Consider the following 15,751-nt stretch of genomic DNA (forward strand, 5'->3'; position numbering starts at 1 on the left):
TATCGAAAACAGGCCAGTGTGATCGGCCCGGCATCGGATCAGACGGCCGACCAGCCGTTGTCCACGGGCAGGATGACGCCGTTGACATTGCTCGCGGCGTCGGAGGCCAGGAAGAGGATGGCGGCGGCCTGCTCCTCGGCCGTGGCGATCCTCCCGACGGTCGAGGTATGGGCTCCGATGACGGCCGGGCCATGCTCTCCCGGCCGGGCGTCGACCCGCATGGCGGTGGCGGTGCCGCCGGGGGCGATCGCGTTGGCCCGGATCCCCTGCTCGCGGTACATCACCGCGAGGGACTTCACCAGGCCCACCACACCGTGCTTGGAGGCGGTGTAGGCGGCGCCGGCCGTACTGCCGCGCAGCGACGCCTCCGAGGCGGTGAAGACGATCGCGCCCCGGCCCGCCGCCAGCATGTGCGGCAGCGCGGCCCGGGTGAGCATGAACGGGGCCGTCAGGTTGATCCGCAGCACCCGGTCCCATTCGGTGTCGTCGGTGTCCGCCACCGTCGAGAAGCGGTCCATGATGCCGGCGTTGTTCACCAGGACGTCCAGACCGCCGAACGCCTCGATGGCCGTGGCGACGACCTCGTCCACCACCCGCTGGTCGCCGAGGTCGCCGACGACCGCGCGGGCCACTCCGCCCGCCGCCCCTATCGCTGTGACAACCTGTTCGGCGCCGTCCCGGTCGAGGTCCGCGACCAGTACCTTCGCCCCCTCGGCGGCAAACGTCAGGGCCGTGGCCCGGCCGATCCCCGATCCCGCTCCGGTGACGATGACGCCGCGATCCCCAAGACCGGTGCTGCTCACGGTTGTCTTCCCTTCTTCATGATGTCCGAGATCGACGTGTTCTGAGGACCGTGCGCATCCCACGGGGTGTGCACGGGGTGGCGGCGGTGCGGACGAGGAAAACGCCCGCGCCGCTGCCCTGTTGCGGTCGTACGGTCCGGGACCCGGTCCCGGAACCCGCCCTAGTCCTGGACCTCGATGGCCACGGCCGGGCACACCGCCGCGGCGTGCCGGATGTCGTCGGCCTGCTCGGCCGGGGGCTCGGCGTTGAGCAGCACCACGATGCCGTCCTCGTCGCGCTGGTCGAAAACCTCCATCGCGGCGACCACACACTGGCCGGACGCGACGCACTTGTCCTGATCGACGGTCACCTTCATCGGGGTTTCCTCTCCGCTCACCAGGCCACGGGCAGTTCGTAGACGCCGTAGACCGATCCGTCGTGTTTGAACGGGATCCGCTCCAGCTCGGTGGCCGGCCGCAGGGTGGGGATACGGCGGTAGAGGGTGCCGTAGACGACCTGGAGCTCCATCCGGGCCAGTGGCTGGCCCAGGCACTGGTGCACCCCGAAGCCGAAGGCCACATGGCGGCGGGCGTCCCGCCGGAGGTCCAGCCGGTCGGGCTCGGCGAACATTCCGGGGTCCCGGTTGGCGATGTCATTGGCCAGGATCAGCCCCTCGCCCGCGCGGATGACCTCCCCGCCGATCTCGATGTCCGCCACCGCCACCCGGCGCCGCCCGCTGTGGGTGATGTGCAGATAGCGCAGCAGTTCCTCCACCGCCGACGCGGTCAGCCGGCGGTCGTCGGTGTCGCGCAGCAGGGCGAGTTGCCCGGGGTGCTCGAACAGGGCGAGAGTGCCGAGCGCGATCATGTTCGCGGTGGTCTCGTGGCCCGCGATCAGCAGCAGCACGCCCATCTGTGCCGCTTCGTTACGGGACAGCTCGCCCGCCGTGACCCGCTCGGCAAGACCGGACAGCAGATCGTCCACGGGACGGGCGATCTTCTCGCCCATCAGGCCGTCCAGATACTCGATCAGGTTGCCATGGGCGGCCGAGCGCTGCTCGGGGGTGACGTTCCGGTTGATGATGACCTTGCTGTTGTCCTGGAAGAAGTCGTGGTCGGCGTAGGGCACTCCGAGCAGCTGACAGATGACCAGCGAGGGCACCGGCAGGGCGAACGCCTCCACCAGGTCCACCGGGTTCGGACCGGCCAGCAGCTCGTCGATCAGGTCGTCCACGATCTTCTGCACACCGGGCCGCATGGCCTCCACCCGCTTGATGGCGAACGGCGCCGTCACCATGCGCCGCAGCCGGGCGTGCTCGGGGTCGTCCTTGAGGATGAAGCTGACCCCCGTACCTCCGGGTGGCATCGGGGCCTGGCGGGGGTAGCCGGGCCGGTGGATGTCGGCGCTGACCCTCGGGTCGCCCAGCAACGCCCGCTGATCGGCGTACCGGGTCACCAGCCACGGCGTACTGCCGTCCCACAGGCGGACCCTCGCCAGCGGGCCCTCTCGCTGCAGGTCCCGCAGCGCCGGGGGCGGGTCGAACGGGCAGCCCGACGCCCTGGCCATCGGAAACTCCGGGGCCCGCGCGGCGCGCTCGTCCACCGGGTTCACTGTGCTGGTCATCGCTTCCTCAATTCGTCCGAGGCGTGTGGTGGAACCCCCGTTGTCCCCCGGCGTCCCGCGGCGGGCCGCCGGTGTGTGCGGGCCGCGGTCAGCGGGTGACCGGCGCCAGCCACAGCCCGACGATCCCGTCGATCAGGCCGGTGGCGGCGTCGTGCCAGCTGGAGCGGGGCGTGGCGGTGTGCTCGGCGAGCGCGCGCTCCCGCTCGGCGCACATGTGCAGGATCAGATGGCGCGCCATGGCCCCGCGTTCGATGTGCACCTCGATCGGCAGCTCGGGGAGGCACCGGTTGAACCCCTCGACGGTCTGCCGCAGCGCCGGAGAGGCCATGGACTCATCGGCCATGATCTCGTGGAGCGCCGGGTCGGTCATCACCTGGGCGCAGAACCGCGCGTACCAGGTCGGGCTGGGCAGCTCCGCCAGATGCTCGAGGACCGGGCGCACCAGACAGGCCACCCAGTCCCGTACGTCGGTGGAGTCGCCGATCTCGCCCAGCATCCGCAGGCGCAACCGCTCGACCTGCTCGGCGTGTTGCCGGGCGATCGCCCGCACCAGGTCGGCCTTGGTGCCGAAGTGGTAGCCGACCGCCGCGTTGTTGCCCTGTCCGGCGGCCTCGCTGACCTGGCGGTTGGAGACCGCGTACACCCCGCGCTCGGCGAACAGCCGCTCCGCGGCGGCGAGGATCGCCCCACGCGTGGCATCGGCCCGCTCGTGCCGTACGGCCCTGCCCGCCATGGTCACCACCGCACCGGGAGCTCGCGCAGCCCGCCCACGGCCAGGCCCTCCAGTCGCCGCAACTCCGTTACCGAAACAGCGAGTTCGAGGGTGGGGAGGCGGCGCAGCAGTACGTCCAGCGTGGCCTGCAGCTCGGTGCGGGCCAGCGCCTGGCCCAGGCAGGAGTGTGCACCGGCGCCGAACGCCAGATGGGGGTTGGGGCTGCGGTCGAGCGTGAGCTCGCCGGCGCCCTCGAAGGCGGTCTCGTCACGGTTGGCGGCGGCCATGCTGCACACGACGGTGGTGCCGCGCGGCAGTACGGTGTCGGCCACTTCGGTGTCCTCGCCGATGTACCGGGGCATCCCGAACCCCGGATTGGCGTCGAACCGCAGCGTTTCCTCCACCGTGGTGCGCACCAGCGAACGGTCGGCCAGGAGCCGCTCCCAGTGGCTCCGGTCGGCCAGCAGCATGGCCATCATCTTCCCGATCATGTTCGCGGTGGTCTCGTGCCCGGCGACCAGCAGGGCCTGGCCGGTGGCCACCAGCTCAGCGTCGGGCATCCGATGGCCGCCGGGATCGGTGGCCGTGATGAGCTCACTGAGCAGATCCTCGCCCGGCCCGGTGCGCTTGGCGGCCACATGGGCGGCCATGTAGTCGGCGAACTCGGCCTGGGCGGTGTCGACTTCGTGCTGCCGGTACCGGGTGAGACTGAGCAGGGTGTCGGACCAGTGGGCGAACCGGTCGCGATCGCTGTCGGGGACGCCCAGCAGATCGCAGATCACCCAGACCGGCAGCGGGAAGGCGAGGTGGGCCTTGAGGTCCGCCGGATGGCCGTGGGCCAGCATGGCGTCGATGAGCCGCTCGGCCATCTCCTCGATCCCCGGCCGCAGCGCGTTCATGCGCTTGGCCGTGAACCATTTGGCCACCATCCGGCGCCATCGCTGATGGTCCTCGCCGCCCTGCGGGAGCGACTGCGCCATCGAGCTGTTGAACACTCCGCCCGATTCGCTGTCCGAGACCCGGGCCGCGTCGTCGGCGTTCAGCAGCCGGGTGAACCTCGGGTCGGACAGTACCTGTTTCACATCGTCGTAGCGGGTCAGCAGCGATGCCTCGTCCCCGCTGGGCAGGGCCACCTTCGCCACCGGACACCGCCGGCGCAGCCGGGCCCATTCGGCGGGTGGCCCCAGCGCCGTATCGCTGGGGATCGGATAGCTGAGTAACTGCTCGCCGTCTCCTGGAGTCACGACGCTCTCCCTCGGTCCGGGGCGGGGCGGTCATCGACAAGATCAGGCAACCCCATGGGCCATGCTTAAGTCAAGCGACTGATTTAAATTGTCCCTCATCGTTCACACCCCGAGGCGCGACGAGCCGCGTTCAGCCGCCGCCCGGCGCGCCGGCGTCATGGACCAGCAGGGCGATCTGGACGCGGTTGTTGAGATCCAGCCGGGTCAGGATGCGCGACACATGGGCCTTCACCGTCGGCAGCGCCAGATGCAACTCCCGGGCGATCTCCGCGTTGGAGCGGCCCCGCCCGACCGCCCGGGCCACTTCCCGCTCCCGTTCGCCCAGCAGCGCCAGCCGGGCCCGGGCGGCGGTGGCCCGGTCCTCCTGTCCGCCGCCCGCCACCTGTTCGATGAGCCGGCGGGTGACGGCGGGGGAGAGCACCGGATCCCCGGCGGCCACCGTGCGGATGGCCGCGACGATGTCCCGTGGCGGGGTGTCCTTGAGGAGGAACCCGGCCGCGCCGCCGCGCAGCGCCCGCAGCACATGGCCATCGGTGTGGAAGGTGGTCAGCACCAGCACCTCAGGGGCGCCGGGCCGGGCCCGGAGCTCCGTGGTGGCGGTCAGCCCGTCGACGCCCGGCATCCGGATGTCCATCAGCACCACATCGGGCCGGTGCGCGGCGACCAGGGGCGGCACCTCCGCCCCGTCGGCGGCCTCCGCGACGACCTCGATGTCCGGGGCGCCACCCAGCATCAGGCGCAGCCCGGCCCGTACGATCGCGTCGTCGTCCACCAGCAGGACATGGATCACCCGCGCCGTCCTCCCTCACCCCTGGCCCGCGGCGGAGACCGTGTCCGCCGCGGGCCAGGGTAGCCAGGCGCGCACCCGGAAACCGCCCTGGGCCGGGCCCGCGCTCAGCTCGCCGCCCGCCAGCCGGGCCCGTTCGGCCAGCCCGATCAGCCCCTGCCCGCCGCCTTCGCCATGGCTTCCGTCGCCACCGCCGGTGTCCGCGGCCGCCCCGGGCGGCGGCGCGTTGCGCACCTCCACCGTCAGCCCGCCGGCCGGGCCTCCGGCCACCCGTACCGCGACCGCCGCGCCGGGCGCGTGCTTGCGCGCGTTGGTCAGCCCCTCCTGGACGATGCGGTACGCCGTCCGCCCCACCACGGGCGGCGGGGCCGGGTCGTCGGGCGGCCCGGTCAGCTCGATCCGGCCGCCCGCCGTCCGGGCCTCCGCCACCAGCCGGGCCAGATCGGCCAGTTCGGGCTGGGGCCGCTCGTCCTCCGCCGGTCCCGCGCGCAGCACCCCGATCACCTCACGCAGATCGCTCAGCGCCAGGCGGGCGCTCTCCCGGATCACCCCGGCGGCCTTTCCGATCTCCTCGCGGGGTGCCTTCGTATGGAACTCCAGGGCCCCGGCGTGCAGGCTCAGCAGCGTCAGCCGGTGCCCCAGCACATCGTGCATCTCCCGCGCGATCTCCTCCCGCGCCTCCCGGCGGGCCCGCTCGGCCCGCAACTCCGCGTCCGCCTCGGCCAGTTCGGCCCGCGCCCGCAGGGAGGCGATCAGCTGCTGCCGGGACCGCCGGAACAACCCCCATCCGATGGTCCCGGCGATCAGCGCGAAGTACGTCAGCGCCGAGCTCTTCCGGTCCGCGGACACCTCCGGCAGCTGCCACAGGAACACCGGAAGCGGTACGAAGGCCACCGCCGCCACCCACGCGGTGGCCCGCCCCGGCCGGGTCGCGGCCACCGTGAACACCGCCACCATCGCGGGGCCGGTGAGATAGTGCGAGAGCTCGCTGCCGGCCAGCAGCAGCGCCACCGCCAGCGCCACCGGCCACCGTCGCCGCAGCAGGACCGTCGCACACCCCAGCCCGCCGATCACCTGATCGACGGTCAGCCACACCGGATCCAGGTTCTCCTCGATCGGTATGGAGTCGGAGCTGGCGGCGGCGAAGCAGGCGGCGAAGAGCATCAGCCCCAGATCGGCTGCCCAGTCCCGGCGGGTGCGGTGGATGCGGCGCATGTCCCGGAAATCTACGCGGACCGGGCGGGCGAGCGGGGACTCGTGCCGCGAGCGGATACTTAAGTACCACTCCCCGGTGGCGGACGGCCTCCTTTGGTCACCGCCGGGCCGCCTTGTGCCCGATCCGCCGCCCGGGGCGGCCCGCCTAGGTTCGGGTCATGACATCCACCAAGGACACCTCCCCGCTCGCCGCCGTGTCGCATCTGCTCTCCTTCACCCTCGTCGTCGGCGGCGGAAGCGGTCTGCTGCACGAATGGTGGGGCTGGCTCCACTTCATGGGGTTCGTCCGCTTCCTCGTCCCCGACGGCCATGCGGTGTACGGCTATGTCGTGATGGTCGTCCTCGGCCTGGCGCTGGGCGCGGCGGGCGGTGCGCTCGGCGATCGGAGCCGCGGATGAGCCCGCGGCCGGTGACCGCTCCGGTCACCGGCCGCGAGCCCGGCTCACTTCCGCGTGGCGATCCGCATGAAGGTGATGGAGTTGGCCGGGAAGGTGTAGCTGAAGGTGCTGTCCACGCCGTCGAACGTGGAGTTGCCCGGCTTGATGGGCTGATCGGACGCGGTGTTCACCGCGTCCGGGGCGCCCTGGAGCGTGGTCAGCCGTGCGGTCCGCCGGGCCTTGATCCCCTGGCCGAGGTCGATCCGGGTGCGGGCGGCGGCGTCCTGGGCGTTGACCACCTTGACGATGGGCTCACCGGTGGCCTTGTCGCGGGTCACCACCTGGCGGAACGGCTCGGCCACCTTGTCATCGGTGAACGCGCCCCACTTCTTCCTGTCCAGGTACAGCGTCACCTGCCGGCCGCGGACCTCGATCCGCAGGTCGTACGCCCGGCCCGTCTCGATCTTCGTGCCGTCCTCGGCCATCGTCTGCTTGGCGCCGTCCGTGGCCTTCTCCACGGCGGACCGGGTATTGCCCCAGCCGCCGAGGTTCCACCAGTAGTAGTTGCCGGTGTCCTTGACCCCGAAGGCGATGAGGAAGCCCTCGCTGCCCGCGCGCTTGGTGGCCTTCAGCTTCAGGTCGTAGTTCTGCCAGCCGCTGTCGCCCGCGGTGACCATGGTGTTCTCGGCGGCGGTGTCGGACTGGACGTACGCGCCGTCCCGCACCTGCCAGGAGCCGGTCCCGGTGGCCTTGGTCCACTTGCCGTCGCCGCCGGAGAAGTCGTCGCTCAGCAGGGTGGACCCGTCCGCCGAGGTGACCTGGACATCGTCGTACGCGGCGCCGGTGGCCCAGGTGGACAGGCCGACGGCGCCGGTGATCGGGCCGGAGGGGAGGGACGGGGTGGCGGGCGCCCGGCTCGGCACCACCTGGTCCCCGACGTTGTTCATGAACAGTTTCTGGGACTTCGAACGGACGATAGGCAGGGGACCGACGGGCGTCAATGGCCGGTGCGCGACGGTCAGTCGGCCGGACGCGGCGGCGCCGTCGTACCGCGGACCTCGAGGACCGGGGCAGTGAGTGCCACCTCGCCGGGGCGGGCGGGGTCGGCGATCCGGTCGAGCAGCCGCCGCGCGGCGCGGCGGCCGATGTCATGACCGGCGTTGTCCACGGTGGTGAGCCACAGATGGCGCAGCCGCGCGAGATAGGTGTTGTCGTAGCCGACGAGGGAGAGGTCGCCCGGCACCCGCAGGCCCAGCTCCTCGGCGGCCGACAGGGCGCCCACCCCCGCCATGTCGTTGAACGCGAAGACGGCGGTGGGCCGGTGCGGCGCGCCCAGCAGCCGGACCGTGGCCCGGTAGCCGCCCTCCTCGGTCAGATCGCCCTGCTCCACGGTCGCCGACCCGGACAGGCCGTGCTCGCGCATGACCGCCTCGAAGCCACGGCGGCGCAGTTCGCCCACCACGCCCTGCCCCGCGATATGCGCGATGTGCCGGTGGCCCAGGCCGATGAGGTGCTCGGTGGCCAGGCGGGCGCCCAGCTCGTCGTCGCCCGCGACGACGTCCACGTTCGGCAACACGGGCTCGCGGGTGCCCGCGACCACCGTGGGCACCCGCGCGGCCGCCGTGCGCACCGCCGCCGGGTCCGGGAGCGTGCCCACGGCGATCAGGCCGTCCACCCGCAGCTCGGTGAAGGTGTGGGTGAGGTCCTCGCCGAGCCGCCGGTTGAGCCGGCCGTCGGCCAGCAGGGTGCGCAGACCGCTCGCGTACAGCTCGGAGTTGAGGCCGTCGAGCAGCTCCACGAACCAGGGGTTGCGCAGATCGTTGAGGAGCACCCCGACGGTCCGGGTGCGCCGCTCGCTGAGGCTGCGCGCGGCGGCGTTGGGCCGGTAGCCGAGCTCCTCGACGGCGGCCAGAACGGCCCGCCGCTTCTCGGGGCGCACCTGCTGGGAGCCGCGCAGCACCAGGGAGACCAGCGACTTCGACACTCCGGCCCGTTCGGCGACATCGCGGATCGTCGGTGGTCTCATGGTCTGGACCGTTCCACAGGGCGGATGCGGTTGTCAAAGGGGTTGACACCTGCGAGGAGGACTTTCAGTGTGGGCCGGGAGAGATCTGGAACGGTCCAAAGAAGGTTTCGAAGAAGGGCAGTCATGGTGAGTACGCTCGGGGTCGCCGTCGTGGGATTCGGCTGGATGGGACGGGTGCACACCCAGGCGTACGTCCGGCTGCCGCACCACTTCCCGCAGCTGTCCGTACGGCCCGAACTGGTCGCCGTCGCCGACGAGGTGCCCGGCCGGGCCGAGGAGGCCGCCGGGCGGTACGGGTTCGCCACCGCCGCCCGGGACTGGCAGGAGGTCGCCGCGGACCCCCGGGTCCAGGCGGTGAGCATCGCCGCGCCGAACTTCCTGCACCGCGAGATCGGCGTCGCCATGGCCCGGGCGGGCAAGCACATCTGGATCGAGAAGCCCGTCGGGCTCACCGCCGACGACGCCCGCGCGGTCGCCGTGGCCGTGGCCGGGGCCGGGGTCCAGGGCGCGGTCGGCTTCAACTACCGCAACGCACCCGCCGTCCAGACCGCCCGTGCCATGATCGCCGCCGGGGAGATCGGCACCGTCACCCACGCCCGCGTCCGCCTCTTCAGCGACTACGCCGCCCACCCCGAAGGTGCCCTGACCTGGCGGTACGAACGTGCGCGCGGCGGCAGCGGAGTGCTGGGCGACCTCGCCTCGCACGGGGTGGACCTGGCCCGTTTCCTGCTCGGCGAGATCGACGCGCTGACCGCCGACACCGCCGTGTTCGTGCCCGAGCGGGCCCGCCCCACGGGCGCCACCGCCGGTCACACCCGGGCCACCGGCGGCGAGCTGGGCCCGGTGGAGAACGAGGACTACGTCTCCTGTCTGCTGCGCTTCGCCTCCGGCGCGCGTGGGGTGCTGGAGGCCTGCCGGGTCTCGGTCGGCGAACAGAACACCTACGGCTTCGAGATCCACGGCACCAAGGGCGCGGTCTTCTGGGACTTCCGGCGCATGGGCGAACTCGGCGTCAGCCGCGGCACCGCGTACCAGGACCAGCCCGTCTCCACCGTGTACATCGGCCCCGGGCACGGCGAGTACGCCGCCTTCCAACCCGGCTCGGCCAACGGCATGGGCTATGACGATCTGAAGGTGATCGAGGCGTACCACTTCCTGCGCTCCATCGCCGAGGGCACCGCCCACGGCGCCACCCTGGACGACGCCGTGCACAGCGCCACCATGCTGGACGCCATGACCCGCTCCGCCGACCTGGGCACTTGGGTGAGCCCCGGCTGAGCGAAGCGGCGGACGCCAGGGCGACTTCCGGCTCACGGTGGCCGCGGTGAGCACGCGGGGCCGAACCGACGTACTGGAGGGGGCGGGGAACCGCGCCACGCACCCTCGACGCCGGAGGTACCTCACCCGTGACCACCTCGACCGAAGCGGCCCCGACCGGGGCCGGCCGCCGCGACGCGGGCGATCCGCGGGGCGGGCGGTTCGATTCCTCCCTCGGCCTCATCATGCTGCTGCTCCTGGTGGTGGTCGCGCAGGGGCCGGTCCGCCGGGCGCTGTCGGCTCCGGTGGCGCAGAGCTGGATGACCGTGTTCACCGCGGTGGTTCTCCAGGCCCTGCCCTTCCTCGTCATCGGGGTGCTGCTGTCGGCGCTCATCGCGGTGTTCGTCCCGCCGTCGTTCTTCGCCCGCGCGCTGCCGCGGCGGCCCGCCGTCGCGGTGCCGGTGGCGGGCGTGGCCGGGGCGGTGCTGCCCGGCTGTGAATGCGCCTCGGTACCGGTGGCGGGGGCGCTGGTGCGGCGGGGCGTCACTCCGGCGGCGGCGCTCGCGTTCCTGCTGTCCGCCCCGGCGATCAACCCGATCGTGCTGACCGCCACCGCCGTCGCGTTCCCCCGCCAGCCGCAGATGGTGCTCGCCCGGTTCGTGGCGAGTCTGTTCGTGGCGTGCGCGATGGGCTGGCTGTGGCAGCGGCTGGGGCGGGCCGACTGGCTGCGCCCACCGGCCCGCCCCGCCTTCCACGGCCACGGAAAGGGCGCCGCGTTCTGGGCGTCCGTACGCCACGATGTGATGCACGCCGGTGGCTTCCTCGTCGTCGGCGCCATGGCCGCGGCCACCCTCAAGGCCGTGGTCCCGGCGAGCTGGCTGCGCGGCGCCGCCGATGACCCGGGCGTGTCGATCCTGGCCCTGGCGGTCCTCGCGGTGCTGCTGTCGATCTGCTCCGAGGCCGACGCCTTCGTGGCCGCGTCCCTGTCGCAGTTCTCGCTCACCGCCCGGCTGGCGTTCCTCGTCGTCGGCCCGATGATCGACCTGAAGCTGTTCGCCATGCAGACCGGCACGTTCGGCCGCGGTTTCGCGCTGCGGTTCGCGCCCGCCACCTTCGTCCTCGCCATCCTGGTGTCGACCCTGGTCGGGGCGGTGCTGCTGTGAACCGGAAGGCTCAGGCGATCGTGCTGTTCCTGGTCGGCGGGGCGGTGCTGCGGGCCGGATCCACCGACCTCTATCTGCGCTATGTGAAGGCGGGGCTGCGCCCGCTGCTCCTCGCGGCCGGTGTCGTCCTGATGGCGGCCGCCGTGGCCACCGTCTGGTACGAGCGGCGGCCGCGCCCGGCCGGCGAGGACGCGAGGGAGGGCGAAGACGGCCACGGTAAGGGCGAAGACGGCCACGGTGACGACGAAGACGGCCACGGTGAGGGCGAGGGTGGCAACGCTGAGGGCGAAGACGGCCACGCCCACCGGGAACCACGTGTCTCCTGGCTCCTCGTGCTCCCGCTGTTCGCCCTCATCCTGGTGGTGCCGCCCGCGCTCGGCTCGTACACCGCCATGCACACCGGCACGGCGCTGCAACGCCCTTGGGGCTTCCCCGCCCTCCCCGCCGGGGACCCGCTGCCGCTCAATGTGGCCGACTACGCCGGGCGCGCGGTGTACGACCACGGGCGCTCCCTGGAACACCGAAGGGTCAAGATCACCGGCTTCGTCGCCCTCGACGGCCACGGCGCCCCGTATCTCGTCCGGATGGCGCTCAACTGCTGCGCCGCCGACGCCCAGCCCGTCAAGATCGGCCTGACCGGGCGGATCCCCGCGGTGCTGGAACCCGACACCTGGCTCCAGGTCATCGGCACCTACACCCGCAAACGGACCAAGGACCCGGTGGGCGGTGGCGCCATCCCGTACCTCGAGGTCAGCCGGTCCAGGCCGGTCCCGGCCCCGCGCGATCCGTACGACGAGAGCTGGAACGGCTGAACGACGGGAGCCGGAACGGCTGAGGGCTGACCGTTCGTCAGGCCACCTCGTGCCGCCTCGCCACCCGGCCGATACAATCCGCCGCGCGGCTGCTGATCTTGGGGCAGTGGGCGGCCGACCACAGGAGTTCCCCCTGCCACCACCCTGGGAGTCGACCATGGAACACACCCCGCCCGTACGGACGGCCACCGCACCACTCGGGCCACCACCGCCGTTCGACCCGGAACTCACCACGGCGCTCGCGGCCATCTACGAGCTCCTGCCGCCCGGCGGCTCCGGGGCCGATCCGGGCGCGACGCCCCCTCAGAACGTGCCCGGCATGGAGCCGGTGACGAACGAGGCCCTGGAGCGCGACGGGGTGTTCCGGGTCGAGGAGCGGTCCGTCCCCGGCCCGGTGGGCGCGCCGGACGTCTCCCTGCTGATCTGCCGCTTGGCGGACGCGGCCACTCCGGTGCCCGCGCTCTACCACATCCACGGGGGCGGTATGACGGTCGGGGACAACCGCACGGGCGTGCCGGAGATGCTCGACCTCGCCCAGGAACTGCGGCTCTCCGTGGTCTCCGTCGAGTACCGCCTGGCCCCCGGGACCCAGCACCCCGGACCGGTCGAGGACTGCTACGCCGGTCTGGTGTGGACGGCCGAACACGCCGCCGGGCTGGGCATGGACCCCGGGCGCCTCATCGTCGTCGGGGGCAGCGCCGGTGGCGGCCTCGCTGCCGCGGTCGCTCTGATGGCCCGGGACCGCGGCGGCCCCGCCCTGTTCGGGCAACTGCTGATGTGCCCCATGCTGGACGACCGCAACGACACGCCCTCCGCCCTGCAGATGGCGGGAGTCGGGGTGTGGGACAGGGCCGCCAACGAGGCCGGGTGGACCGCGCTGCTCGGCGCCGCACGCGGTGGTGACGACGTATCGCCCTACGCCGCACCGGCCCGGGCGACGGACCTGTCCGGTCTGCCTCCCGCGTTCATCGACGTGGGGGCCGCGGAAACCTTCCGCGACGAGGACGTCGACTACGCCGGCCGCATCTGGCGAGCCGGGGGACAGGCCGAACTGCACGTCTGGCCGGGTGCCTTCCACGGATTCTCGGGCATGGCACCGCAGGCGGCCGTCTCGCGGGACGCGCGGGCGGCGCGGCTGCGGTGGCTGCGCAGGCTCCTGGCCAACTGACGGCCGGTGGTGGCGGGGCGGGTCAGATCAGCTCGGACAGCAGCCGAAGGGTCCGGCCGGCGGTCCGGTACGAGGCGCCGACGGGCAGCAACCGCAGCTGGACCTGGGTGACCCCCCAAGCGCGGTAGCGCTCCAGCCGCTCCCCCACCTCATCGAAGGAGCCGGCCAGCACGGGGGAGGGGCCGTCGGGCGATCCCCCGATGTTCCACAGGCCCCGGCTGGAGTAGTACCGCGTCACCACGCCGAACTCCTCGGTGGCCGCCCGGACCCGGTCGGCCGAGGTGTCCACCACGCACAGCCGGTTGACCGCGATCGTGGGCGACCGCCCCTCGGGAAGATGCGCGAGATACCGTGCGCACTGGGCCCGCAGCAGCTCGTCCGCGTAGTTGGTGGCCGCGTAGTAGCCGTCCGCGAGGGTGGCGGCGCGCCGGGCGGCGGCTTCCCCCTGGCCGCCCACCAGCAGTTTCGGCCCGCCGGGCTGGACCGGAGCCGGAACCACGGGTGCCGGGGCGTCGGCGCCGCCCGGCGCGGCGGCGGTCCAGCTCCGGCGCACCTCGGTGAGCAGGTCGTCCAGGCTCGCTCCGCCGGGCCGGTCCGGGCCGCCCAGTCCGCCGCGGAGGTCCGGCGTGCCGAGGCCGAGGCCCAGGGTGAGCCTGCCGCCGCTGAGCTGATCGACGAGCGCGCCTTCATAGGCCAGCCGCCGCGGGTGGTAGCCGCGGGCGAGGAGCACGCCGGTGCCGAGCCGCAACGGGGTGAGGGCGGCGAGGTGGGCCAGGGTGATCAGAGCCGAGGGCAGATGGAACGCCTGCGGGGAGCGGTGGTAGCTCTCGCCCACCCACACCGATGTCACCCCGGTGGCGACGGCGTCGTTCAACAGGGGCTGTGCGGCGGCGAGTTGGTCGGACAGCGGCCGGGTGGACCCTAGATCCAGGGCCAGCCCGAAGGCGAGTTCGGACATGGCGCGGCTACTCCTCGATGACGGGTACGAACTGGGGCAGGGCCGTATCGGCCATTGCTTCCCCGGGCTCCTCGATCAACGTGTGCACCCGCCCGCCGATGCGGATGTCCTCCGGGCGGTCGGTGATCAGGCGGCCCATGACCCGTACGCCCTCGTCCAGGTCCACCAGCGTCACCGCGTACGGGGCGAGTCCGGTGAACCCCGCGGGGGCCCGGTGCACCACGGTGAAGCTGTACACGGTGCCGTGGCCGGACAGCGCCAGCTGCTCGACCGGGCCGCCGCAGTGGACGCACAGCAGACGGGGGTAGAACTGGAGCCGGTCACAGTGGGTGCACCGCTGGCAGCTGCGGGCCCGGGCCGTGCGCACGGTGTCCCAGTACGCGTCGGCGTCAGGGGTGATCCTCGGCTTCGGCCGTGGGGCGCTGTCGCTCGGTGCGGTCATGTTCCGTCCCTTCGGAGAATCGCGGTCGCCGCCGTGGAGAGCTGCCCACCAGTGCCATGGCACAGGGCGACCTCGGGAGTGTCGGCCTGGCGTTCGCCCGCCTCCCCGCGGAGCTGCCGCACCGCCTCGATGAGCAGGAAGATGCCGAACATCCCGGGGTGGCAGTAGGACAGGCCACCGCCGCTGGTGTTGAGCGCGAAGCCGCCCCCGGGGCGGATCCTGCCGTCGGCGATGAACTCCGCGGCCCCGCCCTTGGCGCAGAACCCGAGGTCCTCCAGGCTGAGCAGCACGGTGATGGTGAAGGAGTCGTAGATCTGGGCGATGTCCACCTCCGTCGGGCCGAGTCCCGCCCGCTCGAAGGCCAGCCGTCCGCTTTCCCGGGCCGCGGTATCGGTGAGTTCGGCGGCGTTCGCCACCGACTCATGCGACTGTGCGTATCCGGTGCCGCTGACCAGGACCGGGTCGGAGCGCAGACTCCGGGCTCGGTGTGCCGAAGTCAGCACCACCGCGCCGCCACCATCGGTGACCAGGCAGCAGTCAAGGGTGCGCAGCGGGGAGCTGATCACGGGGGAGGCCAGGACGTCGTCGACCGTCAGGTCTCCCTTGCGTACGGCCTTGGGGTTGAGCCGGGCCCACTGGCGGGCGGCGACCGCGACCTCCGCGAGATCGGCCGGAGTAGCACCGTACAGATGTGCGTAGCGCTGGGCGGCAAGGGCGTATCCGCCCAGCGGCAGGGGCAGTCCGTAAGGTACCTCGAACTGGTAGCCGAATTCGGCGGGGCGGCCGCCGAGCGCCCGGGTTCTGCTGGAGTACTGCGTCGATCCATAGGAGATCAGCACGGTCTCGCACAGCCCGCAGTGAATGGCCGCCGCCGCCCGTTCGAGCGCTGCGATGAACCCCGAGCCGCCGGTGTTGGTGTCGTCCACGTACGACGGCCGGATGCCCAGATACTCGGCGAGGCTGACAGCCTGCCGCTCGGCGTAGGGATAGCCCGAGGTCATCAGTCCGTCCACATCGCGGGGGCGAAGACCGGCCTCGGCGAGGGCCGTCACCATGGCCTGCTGCTGGAGTGAGAAGACCGTGTGTCCCGGTGTCTTGCCGAGATCGCTCTCGGCGACGCCGACGATGGCCACCTGGTCCCGCAACGGATAATGCCGCTGGGTCGGCGGCATGGCACACCTCCT

General features: G+C 72.4%; 16 protein-coding genes and 1 pseudogene. 5 read left to right on the top strand and 12 right to left on the bottom strand.

The annotated features are described in order from the left end of the window. Positions 1 to 38: 38 nt before the first annotated feature. The 7 genes from LIV37_RS46650 to LIV37_RS46680 all read right to left on the bottom strand — a co-directional run bounded on the left by LIV37_RS46650 (position 39) and on the right by LIV37_RS46680 (position 6,364). Positions 39 to 803, bottom strand: coding sequence for an SDR family NAD(P)-dependent oxidoreductase (locus LIV37_RS46650; RefSeq protein ID WP_020874058.1), 765 nt, complete (start codon positions 801 to 803; stop codon positions 39 to 41). A gap of 161 nt (positions 804 to 964) precedes the next feature. Next, entirely contained in the window at positions 965 to 1,159 is a 195-nt protein-coding gene (locus LIV37_RS46655) for a ferredoxin (protein WP_020874059.1), read from the bottom strand. A gap of 17 nt (positions 1,160 to 1,176) precedes the next feature. Continuing rightward, positions 1,177 to 2,406: a cytochrome P450 gene (locus LIV37_RS46660; protein ID WP_020874060.1), complete on the bottom strand. Its 1,230-nt coding sequence runs from the start codon at positions 2,404 to 2,406 to the stop codon at positions 1,177 to 1,179. Positions 2,407 to 2,494: 88 nt separating this feature from the next. Next, positions 2,495 to 3,139, bottom strand: a complete 645-nt coding sequence (locus tag LIV37_RS46665) for a TetR/AcrR family transcriptional regulator (protein ID WP_121826560.1) — start codon at positions 3,137 to 3,139, stop codon at positions 2,495 to 2,497. Between the two features lie 2 nt (positions 3,140 to 3,141). Then, positions 3,142 to 4,362 (bottom strand): cytochrome P450, encoded by a 1,221-nt coding sequence (locus LIV37_RS46670; RefSeq protein WP_121826559.1) that lies wholly within the window; start codon positions 4,360 to 4,362, stop codon positions 3,142 to 3,144. Between the two features lie 130 nt (positions 4,363 to 4,492). After that, positions 4,493 to 5,152, bottom strand: a complete 660-nt coding sequence (locus LIV37_RS46675; protein WP_020874063.1) for a response regulator transcription factor — start codon at positions 5,150 to 5,152, stop codon at positions 4,493 to 4,495. Between the two features lie 15 nt (positions 5,153 to 5,167). Next, positions 5,168 to 6,364: a sensor histidine kinase gene (locus tag LIV37_RS46680; RefSeq protein WP_020874064.1), complete on the bottom strand. Its 1,197-nt coding sequence runs from the start codon at positions 6,362 to 6,364 to the stop codon at positions 5,168 to 5,170. A 158-nt stretch (positions 6,365 to 6,522) separates the two neighbouring features. Between LIV37_RS46680 and LIV37_RS46685 the strand changes: the two genes are divergently transcribed. Then, a complete protein-coding gene (locus tag LIV37_RS46685; protein WP_020874065.1) occupies positions 6,523 to 6,762 on the top strand; it encodes a hypothetical protein in 240 nt (79 codons plus the stop codon). A gap of 44 nt (positions 6,763 to 6,806) precedes the next feature. On the opposite strand, the pseudogene LIV37_RS46690 reads toward LIV37_RS46685, so the two are convergent. Further along, a pseudogene (locus tag LIV37_RS46690) lies at positions 6,807 to 7,706 on the bottom strand (alpha-L-arabinofuranosidase C-terminal domain-containing protein); the annotation flags it as partial. Between the two features lie 53 nt (positions 7,707 to 7,759). Next, positions 7,760 to 8,767, bottom strand: a complete 1,008-nt coding sequence (locus LIV37_RS46695; protein WP_020874067.1) for a LacI family DNA-binding transcriptional regulator — start codon at positions 8,765 to 8,767, stop codon at positions 7,760 to 7,762. Between the two features lie 123 nt (positions 8,768 to 8,890). Here LIV37_RS46695 and LIV37_RS46700 point away from each other — a divergent pair, with 123 nt between their 5' ends. The 4 genes from LIV37_RS46700 to LIV37_RS46715 all read left to right on the top strand — a co-directional run bounded on the left by LIV37_RS46700 (position 8,891) and on the right by LIV37_RS46715 (position 13,167). After that, the gene (locus LIV37_RS46700) at positions 8,891 to 10,045 is read left to right on the top strand and encodes a Gfo/Idh/MocA family protein (protein WP_020874068.1); all 1,155 of its coding nucleotides are present in this window, start codon (positions 8,891 to 8,893) and stop codon (positions 10,043 to 10,045) included. 128 nt (positions 10,046 to 10,173) lie between these two features. Beyond that, positions 10,174 to 11,187, top strand: a complete 1,014-nt coding sequence (locus LIV37_RS46705; RefSeq protein WP_020874069.1) for a permease — start codon at positions 10,174 to 10,176, stop codon at positions 11,185 to 11,187. After that, on the top strand, positions 11,184 to 11,999 hold the full coding sequence (locus tag LIV37_RS46710) for a TIGR03943 family putative permease subunit (RefSeq protein WP_020874070.1): 816 nt from the start codon (positions 11,184 to 11,186) through the stop codon (positions 11,997 to 11,999). Before LIV37_RS46705 ends, LIV37_RS46710 begins: the two co-directional genes overlap by 4 nt. Positions 12,000 to 12,156: 157 nt before the next feature. Beyond that, positions 12,157 to 13,167, top strand: coding sequence for an alpha/beta hydrolase fold domain-containing protein (locus LIV37_RS46715; protein WP_020874071.1), 1,011 nt, complete (start codon positions 12,157 to 12,159; stop codon positions 13,165 to 13,167). 22 nt (positions 13,168 to 13,189) lie between these two features. On the opposite strand, the gene LIV37_RS46720 is transcribed toward LIV37_RS46715, so the two are convergent. Genes LIV37_RS46720 through LIV37_RS46730 form a run of 3 tightly spaced genes read right to left on the bottom strand, consistent with a single transcriptional unit; the run spans position 13,190 to position 15,739 of the window. Next, complete coding sequence (locus LIV37_RS46720; protein WP_020874072.1) at positions 13,190 to 14,125, bottom strand: LLM class flavin-dependent oxidoreductase; 936 nt, start codon at positions 14,123 to 14,125, stop codon at positions 13,190 to 13,192. Positions 14,126 to 14,132: 7 nt separating this feature from the next. After that, complete coding sequence (locus LIV37_RS46725) at positions 14,133 to 14,567, bottom strand: Zn-ribbon domain-containing OB-fold protein (protein WP_020874073.1); 435 nt, start codon at positions 14,565 to 14,567, stop codon at positions 14,133 to 14,135. Next, positions 14,564 to 15,739, bottom strand: coding sequence for an acetyl-CoA acetyltransferase (locus LIV37_RS46730; RefSeq protein WP_020874074.1), 1,176 nt, complete (start codon positions 15,737 to 15,739; stop codon positions 14,564 to 14,566). The genes LIV37_RS46725 and LIV37_RS46730 overlap by 4 nt, the downstream gene beginning before the upstream one ends. Positions 15,740 to 15,751 lie beyond the last annotated feature (12 nt).

The organism is Streptomyces rapamycinicus NRRL 5491, assembly GCF_024298965.1.
Lineage (GTDB): Bacteria > Actinomycetota > Actinomycetes > Streptomycetales > Streptomycetaceae > Streptomyces > Streptomyces rapamycinicus.

Excerpts from the sequence above, each read along its gene's own strand:
- LIV37_RS46720 (WP_020874072.1), bottom strand. The coding sequence starts at position 14,125 with ATGTCCGAACTCGCCTTCGGGCTGGCCCTGGATCTAGGGTCCACCCGG.
- LIV37_RS46715 (WP_020874071.1), top strand. The coding sequence starts at position 12,157 with ATGGAACACACCCCGCCCGTACGGACGGCCACCGCACCACTCGGGCCA.
- LIV37_RS46730 (WP_020874074.1), bottom strand. The coding sequence starts at position 15,739 with ATGCCGCCGACCCAGCGGCATTATCCGTTGCGGGACCAGGTGGCCATC.
- LIV37_RS46655 (WP_020874059.1), bottom strand. The coding sequence starts at position 1,159 with ATGAAGGTGACCGTCGATCAGGACAAGTGCGTCGCGTCCGGCCAGTGT.
- LIV37_RS46685 (WP_020874065.1), top strand. The coding sequence starts at position 6,523 with ATGACATCCACCAAGGACACCTCCCCGCTCGCCGCCGTGTCGCATCTG.
- LIV37_RS46665 (WP_121826560.1), bottom strand. The coding sequence starts at position 3,139 with ATGGCGGGCAGGGCCGTACGGCACGAGCGGGCCGATGCCACGCGTGGG.
- LIV37_RS46725 (WP_020874073.1), bottom strand. The coding sequence starts at position 14,567 with ATGACCGCACCGAGCGACAGCGCCCCACGGCCGAAGCCGAGGATCACC.
- LIV37_RS46700 (WP_020874068.1), top strand. The coding sequence starts at position 8,891 with ATGGTGAGTACGCTCGGGGTCGCCGTCGTGGGATTCGGCTGGATGGGA.
- LIV37_RS46680 (WP_020874064.1), bottom strand. The coding sequence starts at position 6,364 with ATGCGCCGCATCCACCGCACCCGCCGGGACTGGGCAGCCGATCTGGGG.
- LIV37_RS46660 (WP_020874060.1), bottom strand. The coding sequence starts at position 2,406 with ATGACCAGCACAGTGAACCCGGTGGACGAGCGCGCCGCGCGGGCCCCG.
- LIV37_RS46695 (WP_020874067.1), bottom strand. The coding sequence starts at position 8,767 with ATGAGACCACCGACGATCCGCGATGTCGCCGAACGGGCCGGAGTGTCG.